The organism is Acinetobacter sp. 70_2 (assembly GCF_056736115.1).
The window spans coordinates 250,497-268,743 of the sequence record NZ_JBWZIP010000014.1 but is presented as its reverse complement, the minus strand read 5'-3'; the positions used below and the strand labels follow the sequence as shown (position 1 = coordinate 268,743).

Annotated in this window: 20 protein-coding genes and 1 rRNA gene; 8 read left to right on the top strand and 13 right to left on the bottom strand. The window is 39.0% G+C overall.

Annotation, left to right across the window (positions count from 1 at the left end; all coding sequences use genetic code 11):
- The first annotated feature begins 4 nt into the window (after positions 1–4).
- Positions 5–119 (top strand): 5S ribosomal RNA (gene rrf, locus AC1PJ9_RS09055).
- Between the two features lie 188 nt (positions 120–307).
- Here the strand turns inward: rrf and AC1PJ9_RS09050 are convergent.
- Positions 308–1,681: a dihydrolipoyl dehydrogenase gene (locus tag AC1PJ9_RS09050; RefSeq protein WP_311086546.1), complete on the bottom strand. Its 1,374-nt coding sequence runs from the start codon at positions 1,679–1,681 to the stop codon at positions 308–310.
- 147 nt (positions 1,682–1,828) lie between these two features.
- Between AC1PJ9_RS09050 and AC1PJ9_RS09045 the strand changes: the two genes are divergently transcribed.
- Positions 1,829–3,310, top strand: coding sequence for an Ig-like domain-containing protein (locus tag AC1PJ9_RS09045; RefSeq protein WP_311069818.1), 1,482 nt, complete (start codon positions 1,829–1,831; stop codon positions 3,308–3,310).
- Positions 3,311–3,601: 291 nt separating this feature from the next.
- On the opposite strand, the gene AC1PJ9_RS09040 is transcribed toward AC1PJ9_RS09045, so the two are convergent.
- The gene (locus AC1PJ9_RS09040) at positions 3,602–3,937 is read right to left on the bottom strand and encodes a protein tyrosine phosphatase family protein (RefSeq protein ID WP_049063451.1); all 336 of its coding nucleotides are present in this window, start codon (positions 3,935–3,937) and stop codon (positions 3,602–3,604) included.
- Between the two features lie 192 nt (positions 3,938–4,129).
- Here AC1PJ9_RS09040 and AC1PJ9_RS09035 point away from each other — a divergent pair, with 192 nt between their 5' ends.
- Genes AC1PJ9_RS09035 through AC1PJ9_RS09025 form a run of 3 tightly spaced genes read left to right on the top strand, consistent with a single transcriptional unit; the run spans position 4,130 to position 5,882 of the window.
- The gene (locus tag AC1PJ9_RS09035) at positions 4,130–5,026 is read left to right on the top strand and encodes an alpha/beta hydrolase (RefSeq protein ID WP_311069819.1); all 897 of its coding nucleotides are present in this window, start codon (positions 4,130–4,132) and stop codon (positions 5,024–5,026) included.
- Positions 5,027–5,464 (top strand): thioredoxin TrxC, encoded by a 438-nt coding sequence (gene trxC / locus AC1PJ9_RS09030; protein WP_002051446.1) that lies wholly within the window; start codon positions 5,027–5,029, stop codon positions 5,462–5,464. It abuts the gene before it with no gap.
- 1 nt (position 5,465) lies between these two features.
- On the top strand, positions 5,466–5,882 hold the full coding sequence (locus AC1PJ9_RS09025; RefSeq protein WP_002051216.1) for an acyl-CoA thioesterase: 417 nt from the start codon (positions 5,466–5,468) through the stop codon (positions 5,880–5,882).
- 46 nt (positions 5,883–5,928) lie between these two features.
- On the opposite strand, the gene AC1PJ9_RS09020 is transcribed toward AC1PJ9_RS09025, so the two are convergent.
- From AC1PJ9_RS09020 to AC1PJ9_RS09010, 3 genes are all read right to left on the bottom strand, one after another.
- Positions 5,929–6,435, bottom strand: a complete 507-nt coding sequence (locus AC1PJ9_RS09020; protein ID WP_311086547.1) for a nuclear transport factor 2 family protein — start codon at positions 6,433–6,435, stop codon at positions 5,929–5,931.
- A 76-nt stretch (positions 6,436–6,511) separates the two neighbouring features.
- On the bottom strand, positions 6,512–7,006 hold the full coding sequence (locus AC1PJ9_RS09015) for a DUF4442 domain-containing protein (RefSeq protein ID WP_311069821.1): 495 nt from the start codon (positions 7,004–7,006) through the stop codon (positions 6,512–6,514).
- 35 nt (positions 7,007–7,041) lie between these two features.
- Entirely contained in the window at positions 7,042–7,530 is a 489-nt protein-coding gene (locus tag AC1PJ9_RS09010; RefSeq protein WP_002051423.1) for a YajQ family cyclic di-GMP-binding protein, read from the bottom strand.
- 91 nt (positions 7,531–7,621) lie between these two features.
- Between AC1PJ9_RS09010 and AC1PJ9_RS09005 the strand changes: the two genes are divergently transcribed.
- Positions 7,622–7,936 (top strand): rhodanese-like domain-containing protein, encoded by a 315-nt coding sequence (locus AC1PJ9_RS09005; protein ID WP_002051246.1) that lies wholly within the window; start codon positions 7,622–7,624, stop codon positions 7,934–7,936.
- Positions 7,937–7,987: 51 nt separating this feature from the next.
- On the opposite strand, the gene mnmC is transcribed toward AC1PJ9_RS09005, so the two are convergent.
- From mnmC to AC1PJ9_RS08985, 4 genes are read right to left on the bottom strand one after another with little or no spacing between them, the layout of a single operon-like run.
- A complete protein-coding gene (mnmC, locus tag AC1PJ9_RS09000) occupies positions 7,988–9,859 on the bottom strand; it encodes a bifunctional tRNA (5-methylaminomethyl-2-thiouridine)(34)-methyltransferase MnmC2/FAD-dependent 5-carboxymethylaminomethyl-2-thiouridine(34) oxidoreductase MnmC1 (protein WP_311086548.1) in 1,872 nt (623 codons plus the stop codon).
- Between the two features lie 23 nt (positions 9,860–9,882).
- On the bottom strand, positions 9,883–10,362 hold the full coding sequence (locus tag AC1PJ9_RS08995; protein WP_311069823.1) for an SH3 domain-containing protein: 480 nt from the start codon (positions 10,360–10,362) through the stop codon (positions 9,883–9,885).
- Between the two features lie 4 nt (positions 10,363–10,366).
- The gene (locus tag AC1PJ9_RS08990) at positions 10,367–10,669 is read right to left on the bottom strand and encodes a YciI family protein (RefSeq protein ID WP_002051453.1); all 303 of its coding nucleotides are present in this window, start codon (positions 10,667–10,669) and stop codon (positions 10,367–10,369) included.
- 31 nt (positions 10,670–10,700) lie between these two features.
- Entirely contained in the window at positions 10,701–11,315 is a 615-nt protein-coding gene (locus AC1PJ9_RS08985) for a septation protein IspZ (protein ID WP_304401442.1), read from the bottom strand.
- A gap of 44 nt (positions 11,316–11,359) precedes the next feature.
- Here AC1PJ9_RS08985 and AC1PJ9_RS08980 point away from each other — a divergent pair, with 44 nt between their 5' ends.
- A complete protein-coding gene (locus tag AC1PJ9_RS08980) occupies positions 11,360–12,211 on the top strand; it encodes a PHP domain-containing protein (RefSeq protein WP_311069824.1) in 852 nt (283 codons plus the stop codon).
- A gap of 7 nt (positions 12,212–12,218) precedes the next feature.
- On the opposite strand, the gene AC1PJ9_RS08975 is transcribed toward AC1PJ9_RS08980, so the two are convergent.
- Both AC1PJ9_RS08975 and radC read right to left on the bottom strand, forming a co-directional pair.
- On the bottom strand, positions 12,219–13,130 hold the full coding sequence (locus AC1PJ9_RS08975) for a bestrophin family protein (protein ID WP_004711921.1): 912 nt from the start codon (positions 13,128–13,130) through the stop codon (positions 12,219–12,221).
- A gap of 62 nt (positions 13,131–13,192) precedes the next feature.
- On the bottom strand, positions 13,193–13,912 hold the full coding sequence (gene radC / locus AC1PJ9_RS08970) for a RadC family protein (protein WP_311069825.1): 720 nt from the start codon (positions 13,910–13,912) through the stop codon (positions 13,193–13,195).
- A 100-nt stretch (positions 13,913–14,012) separates the two neighbouring features.
- Between radC and coaBC the strand changes: the two genes are divergently transcribed.
- Positions 14,013–15,266 carry a bifunctional phosphopantothenoylcysteine decarboxylase/phosphopantothenate--cysteine ligase CoaBC gene (gene coaBC, locus AC1PJ9_RS08965; protein WP_049063470.1) on the top strand — a complete coding sequence of 418 codons (1,254 nt, stop codon included), beginning with the start codon at positions 14,013–14,015 and terminating at the stop codon, positions 15,264–15,266.
- 63 nt (positions 15,267–15,329) lie between these two features.
- Here the strand turns inward: coaBC and secF are convergent, their stop codons facing one another.
- Together secF and secD are read right to left on the bottom strand one after the other, a co-directional pair.
- On the bottom strand, positions 15,330–16,295 hold the full coding sequence (secF, locus tag AC1PJ9_RS08960) for a protein translocase subunit SecF (protein WP_019457463.1): 966 nt from the start codon (positions 16,293–16,295) through the stop codon (positions 15,330–15,332).
- 8 nt (positions 16,296–16,303) lie between these two features.
- Positions 16,304–18,205, bottom strand: coding sequence for a protein translocase subunit SecD (secD, locus tag AC1PJ9_RS08955; RefSeq protein WP_151760907.1), 1,902 nt, complete (start codon positions 18,203–18,205; stop codon positions 16,304–16,306).
- Positions 18,206–18,247 lie beyond the last annotated feature (42 nt).

Sequence of the window (18,247 nt, the reverse complement as noted above, 5' to 3'; positions counted from 1 at the left end):
TTGTGCTGGCGACCATAGCAAGAGTGAACCACCTGATCCCTTCCCGAACTCAGAAGTGAAACCTCTTAGCGCTGATGGTAGTGTGGGGTTACCCATGTGAGAGTAAGTCATCGCCAGCTCATTATTCTAAACACCCCAGTCTCAAAAGAGATTGGGGTGTTTTTTATGCGGTATAAAGTCAAATTTAATCACAATTCTTTAGAGATGAGATGTGTATAAAATATAAACTAAAGGAAAATGGATAAGAAAACTATTTAAAGAAGTATAGAAGAGCTAACTTTAATTACGTAAACTCTTCCGAGAATAATTATTTCAATTGTCTATGTGCATGTTTTAGAGCAGTGCGTAAGCCCTCTTCAAGAGTAGGATGATAAAAAGGCTTTTCTAATATATCTTTTAAAGTTAATTCTTCACCAATGATCCAGCTTAATAGGTGAGCCATATGCTCTGTTGCCTCGGTAAATAACTCGGCACCAAGCAGTTTTTGGCTTTTTCGTTCTATATAAACTTCAATAGCTCCTTTATTTTTTCCAAGAACGATAGCTCTTCCTTGTCTTTCATAAGATGCTTCACCTGTGACAAACTCTACTCCATTGTCTTTTAGCTGTTTATAACTTTGCCCTACAATTGCCATTTCTGGATGACTAAATACTATTCCTAATGGAGTGAGAGTCTTAACTGAGTTAACTTGTGGATAATTCAGACAGTTCTGAACAACTTTTTTGCCTTCATGGGCAGCTTCATGTTGTAGTGGCGTTGAAGTATAAGCATCCCCAGCAATAAAAATTGGATAGTTATCTAGTTGTTTTGTTTTAGCATTTATAGGTAATAACTTAATATCCTGAAAAGATTTATCAATATTCTCTAATTTTAGCGTATCTAGTAAGCTCGAACGGCCTGTTGCAGATAATACATATTCAGCTTGAATAGACTTTTCTCTTTCATCAATTTTATAATTTAATATAACGCCATTAGAAGTAGACTTTACTTTGGTTGGTAATGTTTCAAATAAAAAATTTAACTCTTTACTTAGCTCTTCTTGAGCAAGTTGCTGTAATTTAGAGCTAGTAAATATTCCAATTCTTTTACTACGAGCAAATATAGTTGTTTCTACTCCCAACCGATGCATAGCTTGCGCGATCTCAAGAGCAATTACTCCACTTCCAATAACGGCAATAGATTTAGGTAGAGTATCTAATTCAAATATTTGGTCTGTGGTAATAAGGCGATCACCTAATTCTTGTTTCCATGTTTGATCATAATTAGGTGTGGAACCAACTGCCAGAATAAAGCTTTTTGATTGGTATTGTTTACCATTCACTTCAATAGTTTCCGAATCAATAAAATGTGCTTTACCTGAAATTTTATGTTCAGTTGGCCATTGCTCTACATCTTTAAGGGTCGCCTTCGTAAAGCGGTCACGTAAGGTTCTTACATGCTCCATAACCTGATCAGTATTAATATCTACGGAAGCATTCAATCCAACTTCTTGAGCATTTTGGATGTCATGCATACGATTTGCTGTAGAGATGAGGACTTTACTTGGCATACACCCTACACGTGCGCAAGTGGTATCCCATGGCCCATCATTTATAATTAAAATATTATTGGTATGTTTAACGGCTTCTTTATATGCGCTAATACCAGCAGTACCTGCGCCAATGATAATTATATCGAACATTATAAATCCTAATATCTATAAGTTTTTCATTTAATAAGTTACATAATAAAACACAATGTAATTTATGTTTACAGAGTGTAGTGAATATGATTACACTAATAATATAAATAATTAAAAAATCTTATACCTTTAGGAAAGATTGGGGAAATGAAAAGTATGTATAAAAAACAACTTACCTTGAAGTTGTCGGCTATTGCTGTGTCAATTATGTTAGCAAGTTGTGGCGGGGGCGGTGGTGATGGTTATTACCAGAATGGTTCATCAAATAGTAGTAATTCCTCATCTGGAAGTAATAATAGTGGATCTCAGCAAGCGACTGCTACAGCTTTAAAGATAGAACTAGATAAATTATCAGTTGCTGCAACGAATGATACTTTAACTGTTACTGTTAGAGCTCTAGATATAAATAAAGGTGGTGTTGCTGGTACTAAAGTTAGTTTGGCATTAGTTGATCCAACAAATAATGTATCTATAGAAGGAGTATCAACTCAAACTACAGATGCGGCAGGTAATGCTGTATATATTATAAAAACACCAAAAACATCGAGTTCTATAAATGATTTGGTGAAAAATGGTTTTAAATTAATTGCTTCTACAAATAATGGTACGCTTACTCAAGAACAGACTGTGACAGTCACAGGGAGTAATAGTACTGCTGAAGCTGATACCACGAGTATCGTATTGTTTGATGCTACAAAGACCTCTTTAAATGTTAGAGGTGATCAGACAACTGTTACATTAACAGCTGTAGATGCAAATGGTGCAACTTTAGCAAACCAAGCGATCACACTTAAAGTTAAAGATTCGGTCTTAAATGGTGTTAGATTTACACCAAATGCGACTCAAACTGATGCAAATGGTCAGATCAGCTATACCTTATCGTTTAGTGAAAATCAAAGAGCCTCATCATATAGCGCTGCTCAATTTGTGACAGATGATCTTGTTTTAGAAGCTAATTTTGGTCAATCAACAAAAATTTATACGTATAAACTCGATGTTGTTAATTCTGATGTACCAGTAGCAGTAGGAGCTATTTCAGTAGCATATAATCCGACTACAATGGAAGACTCTAGTGATGGAGTTTACTACTATAAAAATATCTCAGTACAAGTAACTGATGTTGACGGTAAGCCAATACCAAATCAAGACGTAACAATGGGCGTTAATGCACTTGCTTATTATAAGGGGCAATTTGCTTTTGTTGACACGTCTACTCCTGCAGATGGTAAGCCAGATGAATATTTACCAGTTTCTAGAGTTGCTTGTACTTCACCAGTTCAAGCTGTAAATGTTAACGGTGAGGTTATTAATCAATTAAAGCCGCTTAAAGAAAACTCTACCGTCCAAGTTGTATCCTATATTAATAGTGTAGGTACTGCTGCAACCAATAATAAATACACAACAGATGGAAATGGTCGTTTTGATCTTAAGATTCAATATCCTAAAATTTATGCATCTTGGTTAACTGTTCAGTTAACTGCTAAATCTACAGTTTCGGGAAGTTTGCTTAAAGGATCTACATCTTTGACTTTAAGTTATTTAAATAAAGATGTTACTGTAAGTGATCTTATTGCTCCGAATATATTAAGCCCATATGGAATAGATCTAAACTGTTCAAATGGTAATTAATATAAAAAGAAGCAGCATTTAAGCTGCTTCTTTTTTTAAAGGTGTGTACCCATACTTACACCGACTGTAGGTCGAACCTGCATAGATGAACATGCACTAAGAATAAGGCAACTTACCAGTAAAAATATAAGTTTATTCATAATAAAACTGAGAAATTTAAAGCGATTTGAATACTTTAGCAAAAGACTATTTATATATCTGTTGAATTGATGCAGTCGTATATATTCTTTTTATTAATGAAAGCTCCATTTTTAAGTAAAAATAGAGCTTTGAGTTAGTTCGTTCACTAATTTAATCGTCTAACAAATCCATTTGCTTGGCTAATTGATAAAGATTGTTTGAACGGTTTCCTGTACGGCAAAACATGAGAACAGGTTTTGGAAGTTCATTATAGTGATTTGCAAAAGTACGAACATCAAGCTCAGTAATTTGACCTGCAACTACAGGTTGGTAAACGTAATCTAGACCTGCTTGACGTGCTGCTTCTTCAATTTGAGCACTTGTTGGTTGTTCTGGACCACCTTCCATGTCAGGACGGTTATTGATAATAGATTTAAATCCTTTTTCTACAACTTGTCCCACATGTTCTGGACCAATTTGACCTGCGAAACCAACATTATCTGACATTTCGTCACTCCAAAATTTAATAAAACCTCTTATGCTGTATCATAGCATTAAGCTTAACCTGAGATACAAGACACTAAAACGTTGTTCCTACATAGATAAAATTTATGTAAAAGAACAGCTATAGATTTTTAAAAGGCGATCAGGATGTTTTTTGTAAATTCATTACTTCGACCATAATGCCACGGAGCACATATGCACGCTTATACGGTTGAGCCTTTATATGTTCCATGTGATCAGGAAATGATCGCAGCTGACTTTTATATTCCAAAAACAAATAATAAATCCGCGGTAATTATCATGGCACATGGTTTTGCCGGCTTACGTCAATTCAAGCTTATCCAATATGCGCAGCGTTTCGCTCAGGCAGGCTATGCTGTGATTTTATTTGATTATCGATATTGGGGTGGGAGTACAGGTAAGCCCCGAGAGATGATTTCTATCAATTCTCAATTGGAAGATTGGAAGACCATTATTCAATACGCCTCCACTTGTAAACTTATAGATAATCGAAGAATTGTTTTGTGGGGCACATCTTTAAGTGGGGGATATGCTTTAAGTCTAGCTTCTGAACTGAAAAATATTCAGGCCATTATGGTACAAATTCCATATGTAGACGGTGCTGAAACAGCAAAACTATATCCATTACAGCGTTATCCCCAAGCTTTAAAGTTGTCGAGCCAAGATTATATGGGTTCTAAAATGGGCCTTAATCCTAAGAGATTACCTGTTGTTGACCAATTTAAATTATGTTTCATGCCAACAGCAGATAGCTACTATGGGTATTTGTCGATTGTAAATCCAGATTATTATTGGAGTGGAGAAGTTCCTGCACGCGTCTTTTTTAATTTGATGCGTTACCGTCCAATTCAACTCGTACGTCAGATTAATATTCCAGTTTTATTTATTGCTGCTCAGCATGATTCTTTAATTCCAATTGAGGCAAGTCGTGAAGCTGCAACCAATATTGCTCCTTTTGTGAGTTATCATGAGTGGGATATGAAACATTTTGATATCTATCATGGTTCATGGTTTGAAAAAGCAGTGACGACCCAATTAGAATTTTTACATCAGCATATAGGAGTGATGTAAATGATTATTGTATGTGCATCGTGTGGTGCAAAAAATAGAGTTCCAGAGGAAAAACTTAGTGCGCAACCGAGTTGTGGCCAATGCCATCAGCCATTACTTCCGCTTGCACCGATTGAGTTAAATGAACAAAACTTTAGTAACTACATCACAAATAGTGATCTGCCTATTTTGATAGATTTATGGGCAGAATGGTGTGGACCTTGTAAAATGATGGCGCCACATTTTGCACAAGTTGCAAAACAGAATCCACGTGTCATTTTTGCCAAGATTAATACCGAAGAGTCTCCTCGCTTAAGCCAAGCATTTAATGTGAGAAGTATTCCTACGCTTGTATTAATGAATAAAACCACAGAAGTTGCTCGAATGAGCGGTGCATTACGCGCTCCTGAATTGCAGCAGTGGCTAGATCAACAACTTCAAACGAATTTCGGGAGCTAAGGTGTCAGAAGCTTATACCAAACCAGAAGGAATTTTATCCTTACAAACGATTGCCATGCCAGCAGATACAAACTGGAGTGGTGATGTGTTTGGTGGGTGGATCGTGTCACAAATGGACTTGGCTGGAGCAATTCACGCAGAGCGTTTTAGTCGTGGACGCTGTGCCACGATTTCCATTAATCAGATGACCTTTTTGGTTCCAGTAAAAGTAGGCTTTGTCATTAGCTGCTATACCAAAATCTTAAAAGTAGGTAATACGTCTATTCAAATGCAAATTGAAGTTTGGGATAGTCATGATGATTCTCGTGCTCCAATTCGTATTACCGAAGGTGTTTTTACCTTTGTCGCTGTTGATGTAAAAGGTAATAAGCGTCAGATTCCAGAAGAAGCGAAACAAAAGTTTTTAGAAACTCAATAAAATATTTAAAGCCTGAATATAAGTATTCAGGCTTTAATTTCTATCACTAAAACATTGTATTAGAGTTTTTACTTTGCTCTGGAATGTTTTGTATCACATCCCAATGCTCTACAATTTTTCCATTTTCTACACGGAAAATATCAATAATTGCTCGGCCTCGGTCTTTTTTGTTTTCAGTCGAATGGACATGTAAAATGACAAGATTACCTTCAGCAATCGCACGTTTAATCTCATTTTTAGCTTGTGGATTTTTTTGGAATTTCTCAGTGAAGAAATTAACAAAAGGAGCCTTCCCATCAGGAACGTTGGGATTGTGCTGGATATATTGATGACCAATATAACGGTCGGCATATTCTTTAACTTGATGTTTTAAAAAGACACCTTCATAAAAGTCGACTACTATTTTTTTATTTTGAGCACTTATTTTATCGATTGTTTCAGTTTTTGATTGAACAATTTTATTGGTTTTATTTGTGGGGTCGGCAGCGTAAGTCGTAATTGATGTAAATATGAAACTAGTAAATAACGAGGATAAAATCAGTGTTCTTTTCATTGTGACCTCAAGATATAAAATTGTAGTTTTTATATCTTGAGGTAAATAACAATCTAAAAATATTTTAGATTAGTTATCATTTCTTACGTTTAGGTAACCATGCCCAAAGCATTTGGCATTGGATTGGTTCATTACCTGCATCATCAATAACTGTCACTGGAATAACAAGTTCGCCTTTTTCATGATCAGCAATATATTTTTGCTGTTCTGTAGAGAGGGTAGCTGTTGCTGTTAAACCGCCTTCAACTACTTTCAAATAATCAACGTGCAATGATTTGATTAATAAAATGCGGTTATCAGGAATATGTAAACCCGTTAAAAAACCTGTCGCAGTCTCTGCCAAAAGTGCCATTGCAGCAGCATGCACACCTTTAATATGGTTCTGCATGTTTTTCTGGTTTTCTAAGCGAACAGTCACATGGTTTACATCTACTTCCAGATAGCGAATATTGGCTGTACCCACCATTGGCACAATACGGCCAAATGCCTTGCTCCAAAGCGTACTCCGAACACCTTTAGGAAATTTTGAAGTCGCTTTTACCAGTTTTAATAGTCGATTGGATTGAGACATGGGATTACCTTAACTTTGAATGTCGCTAAAAGATATTAATCTTTAAAGTTATTAAACTGTAATGGCACACCGAATTGTTGTTCACGTAAAAAAGTCATGACTTGTTGCAAAGTGTCACGTTTTTTATCGGTCACACGGATTTTGTCGCCTTGAATAGAAGATTGCACTTTAACGCCGCTTTCTTTAATGGCTTTATTAATTTTTTTTGCTGTATCAGAGTCAAGACCATCTTTAAGCTTAATCACTTGTACAAAATTTTTACCTGAAGCAGCCGCCTTTTGTGGATCAAGTGCTTGCACATCAATTTTACGTTTATAAAAATGGTTTTCTAACATGTTATAAACTTGTTCACACTGGAAATCACTTTCTGTGCTGATTTTGATCTCTTTATTTTTTTCGTTTAGTTCGATAGAAACATCGTGACCACGGAAGTCAAAGCGTGTTGCAATCTCTTTTTGTGTGTTTTGAACCGCATGATTAACTTCAAATAACTCTAATTCAGAAACAATATCGAAAGAAGGCATAGTTTAGACCTTTACAAAGTGAAAGAATATTTGAGATGCTAAGAGGGTTTTCTTCATTTGCCAAGTGTTGTTTACATCAAAGGAGTGCACAATGATCCGTAAACAAGAAATTACAACATTTGAGTTCCCAGAAAATGCTGTTATCTGGGATGTCCGTGATTCAAGTGCTTATGCAGAAGGGCATGTTAAAGGTGCGGTAAGTCGCCCGATTAATGATTTAAATGCTGATATTTTGAACCAGGTCGCTGCGGATCAGCCGATTTATATTTTATGTGGTGGTGGTAGCAAAGCTCCTCGTGCAGCTGAGAAACTAGAAGACTTAGATGCCTCGCGTGAATATGTCGTGCTGATGGGGGGGACGCGTGCAGCTCGTGACGCAGGTTTACCTCTAGAGCAGGGCGCATAAAAAAAGCACCTTCGGGTGCTTTTTTATTGGAACTAAATTTTCTCAAGTGCACTATTGAGATTTAAAATACGGTTTCTTGGGTTTAACTTTCTTTTGAAAGCGCTCAGCACTTAATTTCTTTAATAGACTTTCCGGAACAGGACAAGTCTCACCCAACATTTGGGCAACAAGTACTTCACTGCAAAGTGGCGCAAATAAAAAGCCCTTTGAACCTAAACCTGCAAAGGTAGAAATACGACTTTCACTCTGCATTTTTCCAACTACTGGGAAATAATCTGGACTTTGAGCACGAACCGCTGCTCGACCTTGCCATTGTTCTACAGGTGGTAATTGTTTTGCATATGTAGGGAAGATACTGTGGATTAATTCAAAGTTATGCACATGGTCGTCAATGAGTACGTTTTGATCTTCTCTGTTCGGGTAGAAAGATGCCCCTAAAATGAGTTGAGAAGAGTTAAGCTGCATGCAGTAGCCACCATAGCTATACGCTTCGTGTAAAGGTAAAGGTGCAAAAGAATTATTAACCCAGCTCACTTGTCCACGTATTGGCTTTAAAGGGGGATAGTTCTCAAATAAAGCAGCACTTTCTCGGGCACAGCACACCACAACATGATCTGCCTCTGCAATGATTTCTTCATTTGTTTTCAATTGAACTTTATTTTCAAAAGAAACAAGTGCTGTGATATTGGCAATTTTTAATTCAATACCTGAATGCTGCAAAATTTCATCACGTAACTGGTGTGGAGAAACTGCTCCGGCCTCGCTTAATACAATGTGTGGATAGTCCGATTCAAGTGAGCTTGTTTGATGCGTAACAATATCAGCAGGATATTGATCAGCAAGATCGAGAAGATCTTGGGCATTTTTTAATGCCATTTGCTGTATTTGAATTGGGCGAAATGCTTGAAAGTTTTTATAGAAATTCAGCGCATGTTGCCAGCTTAAAGTCATCAGGTGCTCATGACTTTGTTCAATTGGGCATAGTTTTGGATTGAGCAATGCTAAAGGGTTGCCAGAAGCTCCTGATAAAGGCGCTGTACGCTCGAATAGAGTAACTTGGTGCCCACGTTCAGCAAAAGCCCATGCTGTGCTTAAACCAGCAATCCCTGCGCCAATAACGGCAATATGCTGCTGTGTAAAATTGAAAGTATGGTTATCTGGTTCTAGTGCGGTGTCTTCACTTAAAGGTGCTCTCCAAACTGCTTTAAGCATTTCACGTTTATGCCCGAAGCCACGAGGACGTGAAATATCAATGCCATGAGCTTTTAGTCCACGTTTGAGAATACCAGCTACACTAAACGAGGCAAAGGTAGTGCCATAGTCAGAAAGACGTACAATATTGTTTAAAACGTTTTGTTCCCACATATCTGGATTACACGAAGGTGCAAATCCATCTAGGAACCAAGCATTCACTGCTTTCGTTTTTACCATACTTGGAAAAATATCTTGTGCATCTCCTAGCCATAGATCGATGCTAAAACGTTCTTCTGGAAAACTTAAACGATGGCATCCTGCAATAGGCAAGGGATATTGTTCAATAAGTTGTTTCGCAAGCGGTTTAAGTTCATCCCATACATTGAGTGCACGGATGAGATCTGCTTTGCTTAAAGGAAATTTTTCTACGCTAATTGCATGTAAATGGCTGTGGTTATGGGGACGGACCTGCTGCCAAAGCTGCCAGAGTGCAAGAATATTTAAACCAGTACCAAATCCGGTTTCTCCTACACTAAAATATTCAAAGTCTTGTAAATTGGCTAATCGTTCTGATAGGTCATTGCCATTTAAAAATACATGTCTTGTTTCAAGCAGACCATTATCTTTAGAAAAATAGACATCACCAAATTGTTTGGAAATGGGAACTTCAATACCATCAATAGATTCCCAATCCAGCTCAGCAGTTTGTATACGGTTTGATTTGTTCATTCGGTTTAATAAGTCGCTCAGAATTACCACTGACGACGACGTTTGGTGTAAACATAACTCGCAATAAAGAAGCCAAGCAGTACGCCACCTGCAAGAGTTACTGCGCCATATAAGAACATTTGAGCACTACGTTCACTTTGTAAAACTTGTACCTGAACAGACAAGTTATCATTCTTTAGCTGTAACTCTTGGTTTTGTGCAAGTGCTTCAAGGTTTGCATGTTCTAGCTGTTTTAGACGAGATGCTTGATCTTGAACTAAAGCTTTGATTTTTGCATCTTGCTGTTGCTTATTTTTTGCGATTTGTTCTGCTGTAAGCGGTTGTGTTGTAGCTGCCGCTGTTGTAGCGGTTGGTTTAGCTACAGTTGCAGAAGTAGGCGCTGGTTTAGCTGCCTGAGTTGAAGGCACAGTGGGTGGTGTTGCTGGTGTCGCAGCAGGTTCAACTGCTCCGGCAGTTGAACAGATCAAACACAAGCCAAGAAAGCTTTTGGTTGCAAGCTGCATGCGTTTACCCTTTTGGAAATGCTTTATTAAACGGTTTGACATCAATATGGCTATAAATGCCTTCTTTCAAAAATGGTTCTTCTTTTAACCATTCATCTAAAGCTTCACGGCTATCAAACTCTACAATCATGGTACTACCATAAAAACCAGCTTGAGGATCATTCGGGTCTTTTGGCATAGCTCCAGCGGCAACAAGACGACCTTCATCATCAAGTTTTTGTAAACGTTCGATATGTTGAGGGCGTACTGCTAAACGTTTCTCTAGAGTTCCTTCGTTATCGGTACAGCTTAGAACAAAAAAAGGCATGTCGTATCTCTATAATCAAACCGAAATCACATTAAGCTTCTGGTGACTTAAAATGTTTACGTAAAATAATGAACTGAATAATGATAAATGAAAACATGACGATCATGTCACCAAATGCAGTAAATTCGCCCCAATATTTTCCGCCGTGAAATAAAAACGCGAAGAAAACATGTAAACCAGACATGACGACAAACATGGCTGCCCAAGCGAAATTTAAATTTTTCCAACCTTTTTCGCTTAGCTCTAAAATTGGATCAAATAAACGTTTAATGAGAGGCTTACGTTCCTTACCAAACCAAGGTGAAACTAAGAAAGCACCAGCAAATACTAAGTTCAAAATCGCAGCTTTTAAACGAATATAAAAATCATCGCTTAACATGAGTGTAATGCCACCAAAAATAACTGTCATAAACAGTACAATCCACTGCTGTTTATCTAGGCGGAATTTTTGAATGACAAACAAAGCACCATATACGACAAGCATTGAAATAATTAAGCCTGTTGTAGCGACCAGAATATTATTGTTATTTACACCGCCAGCGGAACCGATCAATTTTAGCAACGGGTGATGAGCATTCGCAGGATCAACAGTTTTATATAAATAGAAGAAAATAATTAATGGAACAAAGTCCAGAAGTGCTTTCATGTTAGAGTATCTGATCAGGTTTGGTGAATGGCATAGTATAAAAGATGCAAGGCATAGATTTACATACACATAGCAATATTTCTGATGGAACTTTGTCTCCGGAATTGCTGGTGCAAGCTGCTGTGGATGTGAAGCTGCATACTTTGGCACTCACTGATCACGACACAATGGATGGTTTGCAGCGTGCAAGAAATGCTGCACAAGCCCATGATTTAAAAATCATTTCTGGTGTAGAGATCTCGAGCCAATGGTCTAGGCCAAGTACAAAAAAAAGCTATGGTGTGCATATTGTGGCTTTAAACATGCAAGATGAAACACCAATTTTGGAAGCATTAGAACAACAAAAAAGAATTAGAGCACAAAGAGCAGAAGTCATTTGTGAACTGTTAAAAAAGTGTATTGGCTTTGATATTTATCAAGATGTACTCGATAAAGTTGAAAATCAGCCAGATCGTATTACTAGAACCCACATTGCCAAAACCTTGGTTGAAAAGAATGTGGTGAGCCGTCCTCAACAAGCTTTTGACCGTTTTTTAAAGGAAGGTAAACGCGCCTTTGTAAAGTTTGAAGGCTTGGGTTTACAAGAAACAATAGAGGTCATTCATAACAGTAAAGGCTTGGCAGTTTTAGCTCATCCAACTCGTTATGACCTATCGGCAACCAATACGCGTTATTTGATTGAGTTATTTGCGAGTTGTGGTGGTGACGCCGTGGAGTTACCGCCACCTGTAGATCCTTTATCTACTCGCCAAATGATTGATCGTATGATTGATCAGCATCATTTGGCTGTTTCAATTGGTAGTGATTTCCATGGAGAAAATATGCCATGGATTAAATTGGGTAACACCCCTAAGCCAAAGACTGACCAGCAGGGTATTTGGGAGCGTTTTCTCTAATAGTGCTCTAAAGCAAGTTGTTATCTTGAGCTTGAATTGGAGGAGGCGTCGGTTTACCCAGCGTTCCTAAAAGTTCAATTTCGATACTACGCACCATGGCATCTAAGGGTAAGTCATTACTTTGAGTACCGAAAGGCTCTTCGATTTCAGAGCTTAGAGCATCTAGACCTAAGAATGTGTATGCCAAAATTCCGACCAGTAGAGGTGTTGCTAATCCAAGTAAAGAACCCAAACTAAATGGCAACATAAAGCAGAAAAAGTAAACAGTGCGGTTGAGCAAGACTGAATAAGCAAAAGGAATAGGAGTATTTGCAATACGGTCACAGCCAGTCTGTACAACACTTAAATCTGCAACATTTTTATTCATTTGAGCATAGATAATATCTGAGATTTCACCTTCTTTAAGCGCTTGTAATAATTCCCATTGAATAAGACTAAGCGTATATTGCGGCGCGTTATTTTGTTGGTATAGCTGGGTCAATGCCTGTTGGCTCATGCCACTGGTTTGTATTAACTCGGTTGGGTTGGCTGTTTGGCGGCGTAAACGGTCACGTAACACATTTGCAAAAACGATGACGTGATGAATGACTCGTTCACGGCGAGCCTGAGTTAAAATACGACAGTCGCGGTCAAAGTGTCGTGAAGTCGCAATGAGTACACCCCATAGTTTCCGAGCTTCCCACCAACGGTCATAACATGCCGTATTTTTAAAGCCTAAAAAAATAGAAAGTACAACGCCAATTAAGGTGAAGCCAACTAAAGGAATTTCTGGAAAACGGTAGAGATTAATATATTCAACCCCACCAATGATTGCCGAAATCAGCATTACCACCCCTAAAGAGGGCAAAATTTTAGGTAATATCGTCCCTCGCCAAGAGAATAAAACTTTAAAAATACTGGGCTGTTCACGAACAATCATTTTATTTTAAACGTCGCTATTTTTGTTTTTGATATTCTAAGCTTAGTGAAGCTTTGTCAATATCATTGAACGGCTATTGTGGTAGGGTTGAGCAGTTGTTGTTCAGCAAATGAAAAGCTACCTTCTGGCGAGATAATAAAATGGTCCAGTAAACGTATTTCAACAAGCTGACAAGCCTGCTGAAGTTGCTCTGTGAGTTTAATATCTTCAGGAGATGGTTGTGCAGAACCAAAGGGGTGATTATGTGCTATCACTAATTGGCAAGCATGTTGTTGTAAGGCATAACGTAAGGTTTGATTCACTGAAACGGTGCAGTGCTGAACTGATCCAAAAAATAACTTTTTAAAATGCAGTTTCCGTAATTCGGCATCTAAGCAAAGTACTGCGAAGACTTCTTGTTTCTCACCCTTTAATTCATAACGCAGATAATCTAGAACCAAATGAGAAGAATGGAGGCTTAGCTCAGTTTGACTAAAATGATAGTCGAGATAACGCCGTCCAAGTTCTTTTACGGCCAATAATTGGGAATACTTGGTGGCTCCAATACCATTAAATTGAGCCAATTCATTGAAAGATGCATCAAAAACAGCATTGAGGCTTCCAAATTGTTGAATCAGTAAGCGTGCGAGTTCAACTGCTGAATGTTGGCGTGAACCTGAGCGAAGAAAGATCGCAAGTAATTCAGAGTCAGAGAGGCTTTGAGGGCCTTGTTGTAATAACCGTTCTCTTGGCCGTTCTTGTTCTGGCCAATTTTTAATAGAAGTATTCATATTCCCCAGCAATATTCTGCTTAAAATTTTATTTTGTTTGCCCAATCAATCTTGGGTCTGCGCGTATTTAATGCTATTGTGAGCGCCACTGCAACAGAAAGGTATCCTGTTCGTGAGCTTTGATTTAAGTGTTATTCCTCATAAAAACATTGTTTTAGCTGTTACAGGTGGGATTGCTGCCTATAAGAGTGCCATTCTGGTCCGTCGTCTTAAAGATTATGGCTTTGACGTTCGGGTTGTGATGACACACGGAGCTCAAGCATTTATTACCCCTCTAACGTTTCAGGCTCTTTCTGGAAACCCTGTACATACCGAGCTTTTAGACCCTGAGGCTGAAGCTGGAATGGGCCATATTGAATTGGCTCGTTGGGCTGATTTGTTACTGGTTGCTCCTGCAAGCTGTGACACCTTGGCTAAGTTTGCTAATGGTTTGGCAGATGACTTACTCAGTACTTTATTTTTAGCGACTAAAGCACCTGTGTGGGTTGCACCAGCAATGAACCAGCAAATGTGGGCTGCAAAAGCAACTCAGCGTAATTTGCAAACGCTAGTTGAAGATGGTGTACATGTGATTATGCCGGATTCAGGTGAACAGGCTTGTGGTGATGTCGGTTTAGGCCGTATGCCAGAACCAGAAGAAATAGCCCGTCAAGTGGCTGGTTATTTCCATCAAGCCCAACGGGCCATTGCTGAAAAATTTGGTTTGTTGGCTGGTAAGCGAGTTGTGATTACTGCTGGACCAACACGTGAAGCGATTGACCCAGTTCGTTATATCTCAAACCATAGTACCGGTAAAATGGGCTTTGCTTTAGCGGCTGCATGTTATGCGGCAGGGGCAAAAGTCACTTTAATTGCTGGTCCCGTAAGTTTAGATACGCCAAACGGTGTTCAACGTGTCAATGTTGCATCTGCACGACAAATGTTGGATGTTAGCATGAACTCACTTGAGACTGGTTGCGACATTTTCATTGCGACAGCGGCAGTAGCTGATTATCGCGTTGCAGAAGTGGCTGAGCACAAGATTAAGAAAGCAGGGGATGAGCTGAATGTTTCCCTTGTGAAAAATCCGGATATTGTGGCAACCATTGCAGCTCAGGAAAAACGTCCATTTATGGTGGGCTTTGCTGCCGAAACGCAGAATGTTGAAGAATATGCAGCAGGTAAACTGGTTGCTAAAAAACTAGACATGATTGCGTGTAACGATGTTTCTCGTGCTGATATTGGTTTTGCTTCGGATGAAAATGCGATGACTGTTTTCTTTGCTGAAAGCTACCATATGAAAAAGCGTGAGTTAGAAAAAGCATCTAAACAAGAAATTTCTCAACAACTGGTTGAAGCTATTTCGGATGCTTTACGCCGTAAATAAATTTTGAGCTTAATAAAAAAACCGCGAATAAATCGCGGTTTTTTATATGCCTAGGTTTAACAATCAAGGAATTTCATCTTCAAATTCAGGTTTAACCTGAACGATGAAGTCTTGACGGTTAAGACCACGCCACAACGCAAATGCTGTACCGATATAAATCGAAGAGTAAGTACCAACAAAGACACCTACAAACATTGCTACAGAGAACCAATGTAAGCCATCACCGCCCAAGAACATCATTGCAAGTACAACAAGCAATAAGGTCATTGAGGTATGGATGGTACGGCGTAAAGTCTCAGTTAAAGCAATATCCACGATTTCACGTGGAGTCGCGCCGCGAATCTTACGGAAGTTTTCACGGATACGGTCTGAAACCACGATGTTATCGTTAAGCGAGAAGCCAATCACCGCGAGTACAGCAGCTAAAACTGTAAGGTCAAATGGCCATTGGAATAATGCAAAAGCACCAATAATAATGATGATGTCATGGAATAAAGACATTACGGCACCCATCGCGAGTTTAAACTCAAAGCGAATGGTCACGTAGATCAACATTAAGATCAGCGCAAGAGCAACCGCTCCAGCCGAACGAACATAAAGCTCATTACCAACCTGACCGCCTACAGAGTCCACTTTATGAACTTCGGCAGCGTTATTTGGTAATTGCACAGCTTTGGTAATCGCGTTATTAAGATCTTCAACCTTAACTTCTTGTACCGGCATACGCACGAGTAAGTCTTTATTACTACCTAGCGTTTGTACTACTGCATCTTTAAAACCAGCTTTGTCGAGTGCCTGAATAACGTCAGACTGATTTGCTGGTTGTGCATAGTTAAGCTCGGCAGAAACACCACCTGTAAAGTCCAAACCTAAATTAAGACCTTTAGTCGCGATAAAGAAAATACTCGCTAAAGTAATAAGGATCGAGAAGATTGCTGCTGGTTTAGCAATCTTCATGAACGGGATGATTTTTGCATCATCCGGACGACCATATTGTTTTGAAGGCTGTTGAGTCACTTTAGTCATCATAGATCTCCTTAAATGCTCAACTTTTTCAAATTACGGCGTTTACCATAAATGAGCTGTACGATAGCACGTGTTACTGTAATTGCAGTAAACATCGAACATACAATACCAATCATTAATGTTACGGCGAAACCTTTAATCGGGCCTGTACCAATTGCAAATAGAATGAATGCAACAAGGAACGTGGTTAAGTTCGAGTCAAAGATGGTGTTATAGGCTCGATCATAACCCGCCACAATGGCCTGTTTGGGTGAGGCACCCCAGAGCATTTCCTCTCGAATACGCTCACATATCAGTACGTTGGCATCGACCGCCATACCAATGGTAATAACGATACCCGCAATACCCGGTAAGGTGAGGGAAGCTCCTATCCAAGACATCACGGTTAAAATCATTGCCAAGTTAAATACAAGTGCAAAGTTCGCAATTAAACCGAATACGCGGAAGAACACGACCATCCAGATTGCAACAAGTAAGAAACCGATTTGAGTTGAGAGTACACCTTTATCAATGTTTTCTTGACCAAGGCTTGGACCAACAACACGTTCTTCAACGAAGTACATTGGCGCAGCTAAAGCACCAGCACGCAGCATTAATGCAAGTTCAGATGCTTCTTGAGGAGAACTTAACCCAGTAATACGGAAAGTTGAACCTAAAACAGCTTGAACTGTTGCAGCGTTAATTACGACAGACTCTGTATATGGCGTACGAACTTCTGTTTGAGCACCAGTTTTTGGATCTGTAACGTAGCTAATCTTTTGCTTGTTTTCGATGAACAATACCGCCATGCGTTTACCAACAGCATTACGGGTTGCATCTGACATGAGCTTACCACCAGCACTGTCGAGCGTAATATTTACTTCGGCACCGCCAGAGTCTTGGCTAAAGCCAGAGCTCGCATTTTGAACACGTTCACCAGTCAAGATACGGTTACGTTGCAACAAAAGTTGACGACCGCTATCTAAAGATTGATAAGCAAAAACTTCTGTACCCGGAGGTAAAGGTTGACCATTATATTTACCCGTATATGGGTCAATATATTGATCATTTAAGTCAGATACCAAACGGAATTCGAGGTTAGCAGTACGACCTAAAACACGTTTAGCTTCTGCTGTATCTTGAACACCCGGTAATTCAACGACAATACGGTTGCTACCCTGACTTTGTACTAATGCTTCTGCAACACCAAGTTCGTTAATACGGTTACGTAGTGTTGTTAAGTTCTGATTGACTGCATATGCCTGAATTTCTTGACGACGTACATCGGTATAAGAGAGTTTTAAGGTAGAACCTGTCGTGCTCGCTAATGCCTGTTGGGTATATTCATTACCATTACGGCGTAAAAAATCCATTGCTGCATCACGATCAGCGTTGTCAGCAAATTGAACAGTGATCACATTATTATTTAACGCAAGGTTGTTAAATTTAATTTTGTTTTCACGGAACTGACGACGCAAATCAGTGGCAGAGGTTTCCATACGTTGGGAAATGGCTTTGTCCATATCTACTTCTAGCAAGAAGTGGACACCACCACGTAAGTCCAAACCAAGTTTCATTGGTTTAGCCCCAATTTTTTGCAACCACTCTGGTGTAGTTGGTGCAAGGTTTAGGGCAACAACATATTGATCACCTAAGTCACGGCGTAATACTTCTTTTGCTTTTAACTGCGCTTCAGAAGAGCTGACACGCAAGAGAGCAGCATTATTTGTAAAAGTATTATCGTGGCTCGCAATATTTGCTGTTTTTAAAATTTGCTCTGCTTTTTGCACCACACTTTGATCAATTTGGGTACCAGCTTTGGCACCGGAAATTTGAACTGCGGGCTCATCCGGATATAGACTAGGCAGTGCGTATAATGTACTGACTACCAGAACAACCAGAATCAGTAAATATTTCCATGCAGGGTAACGCATTCGCTTTCTTCTTAAATGAAAAAGCCGTGCTAAAGCACGACT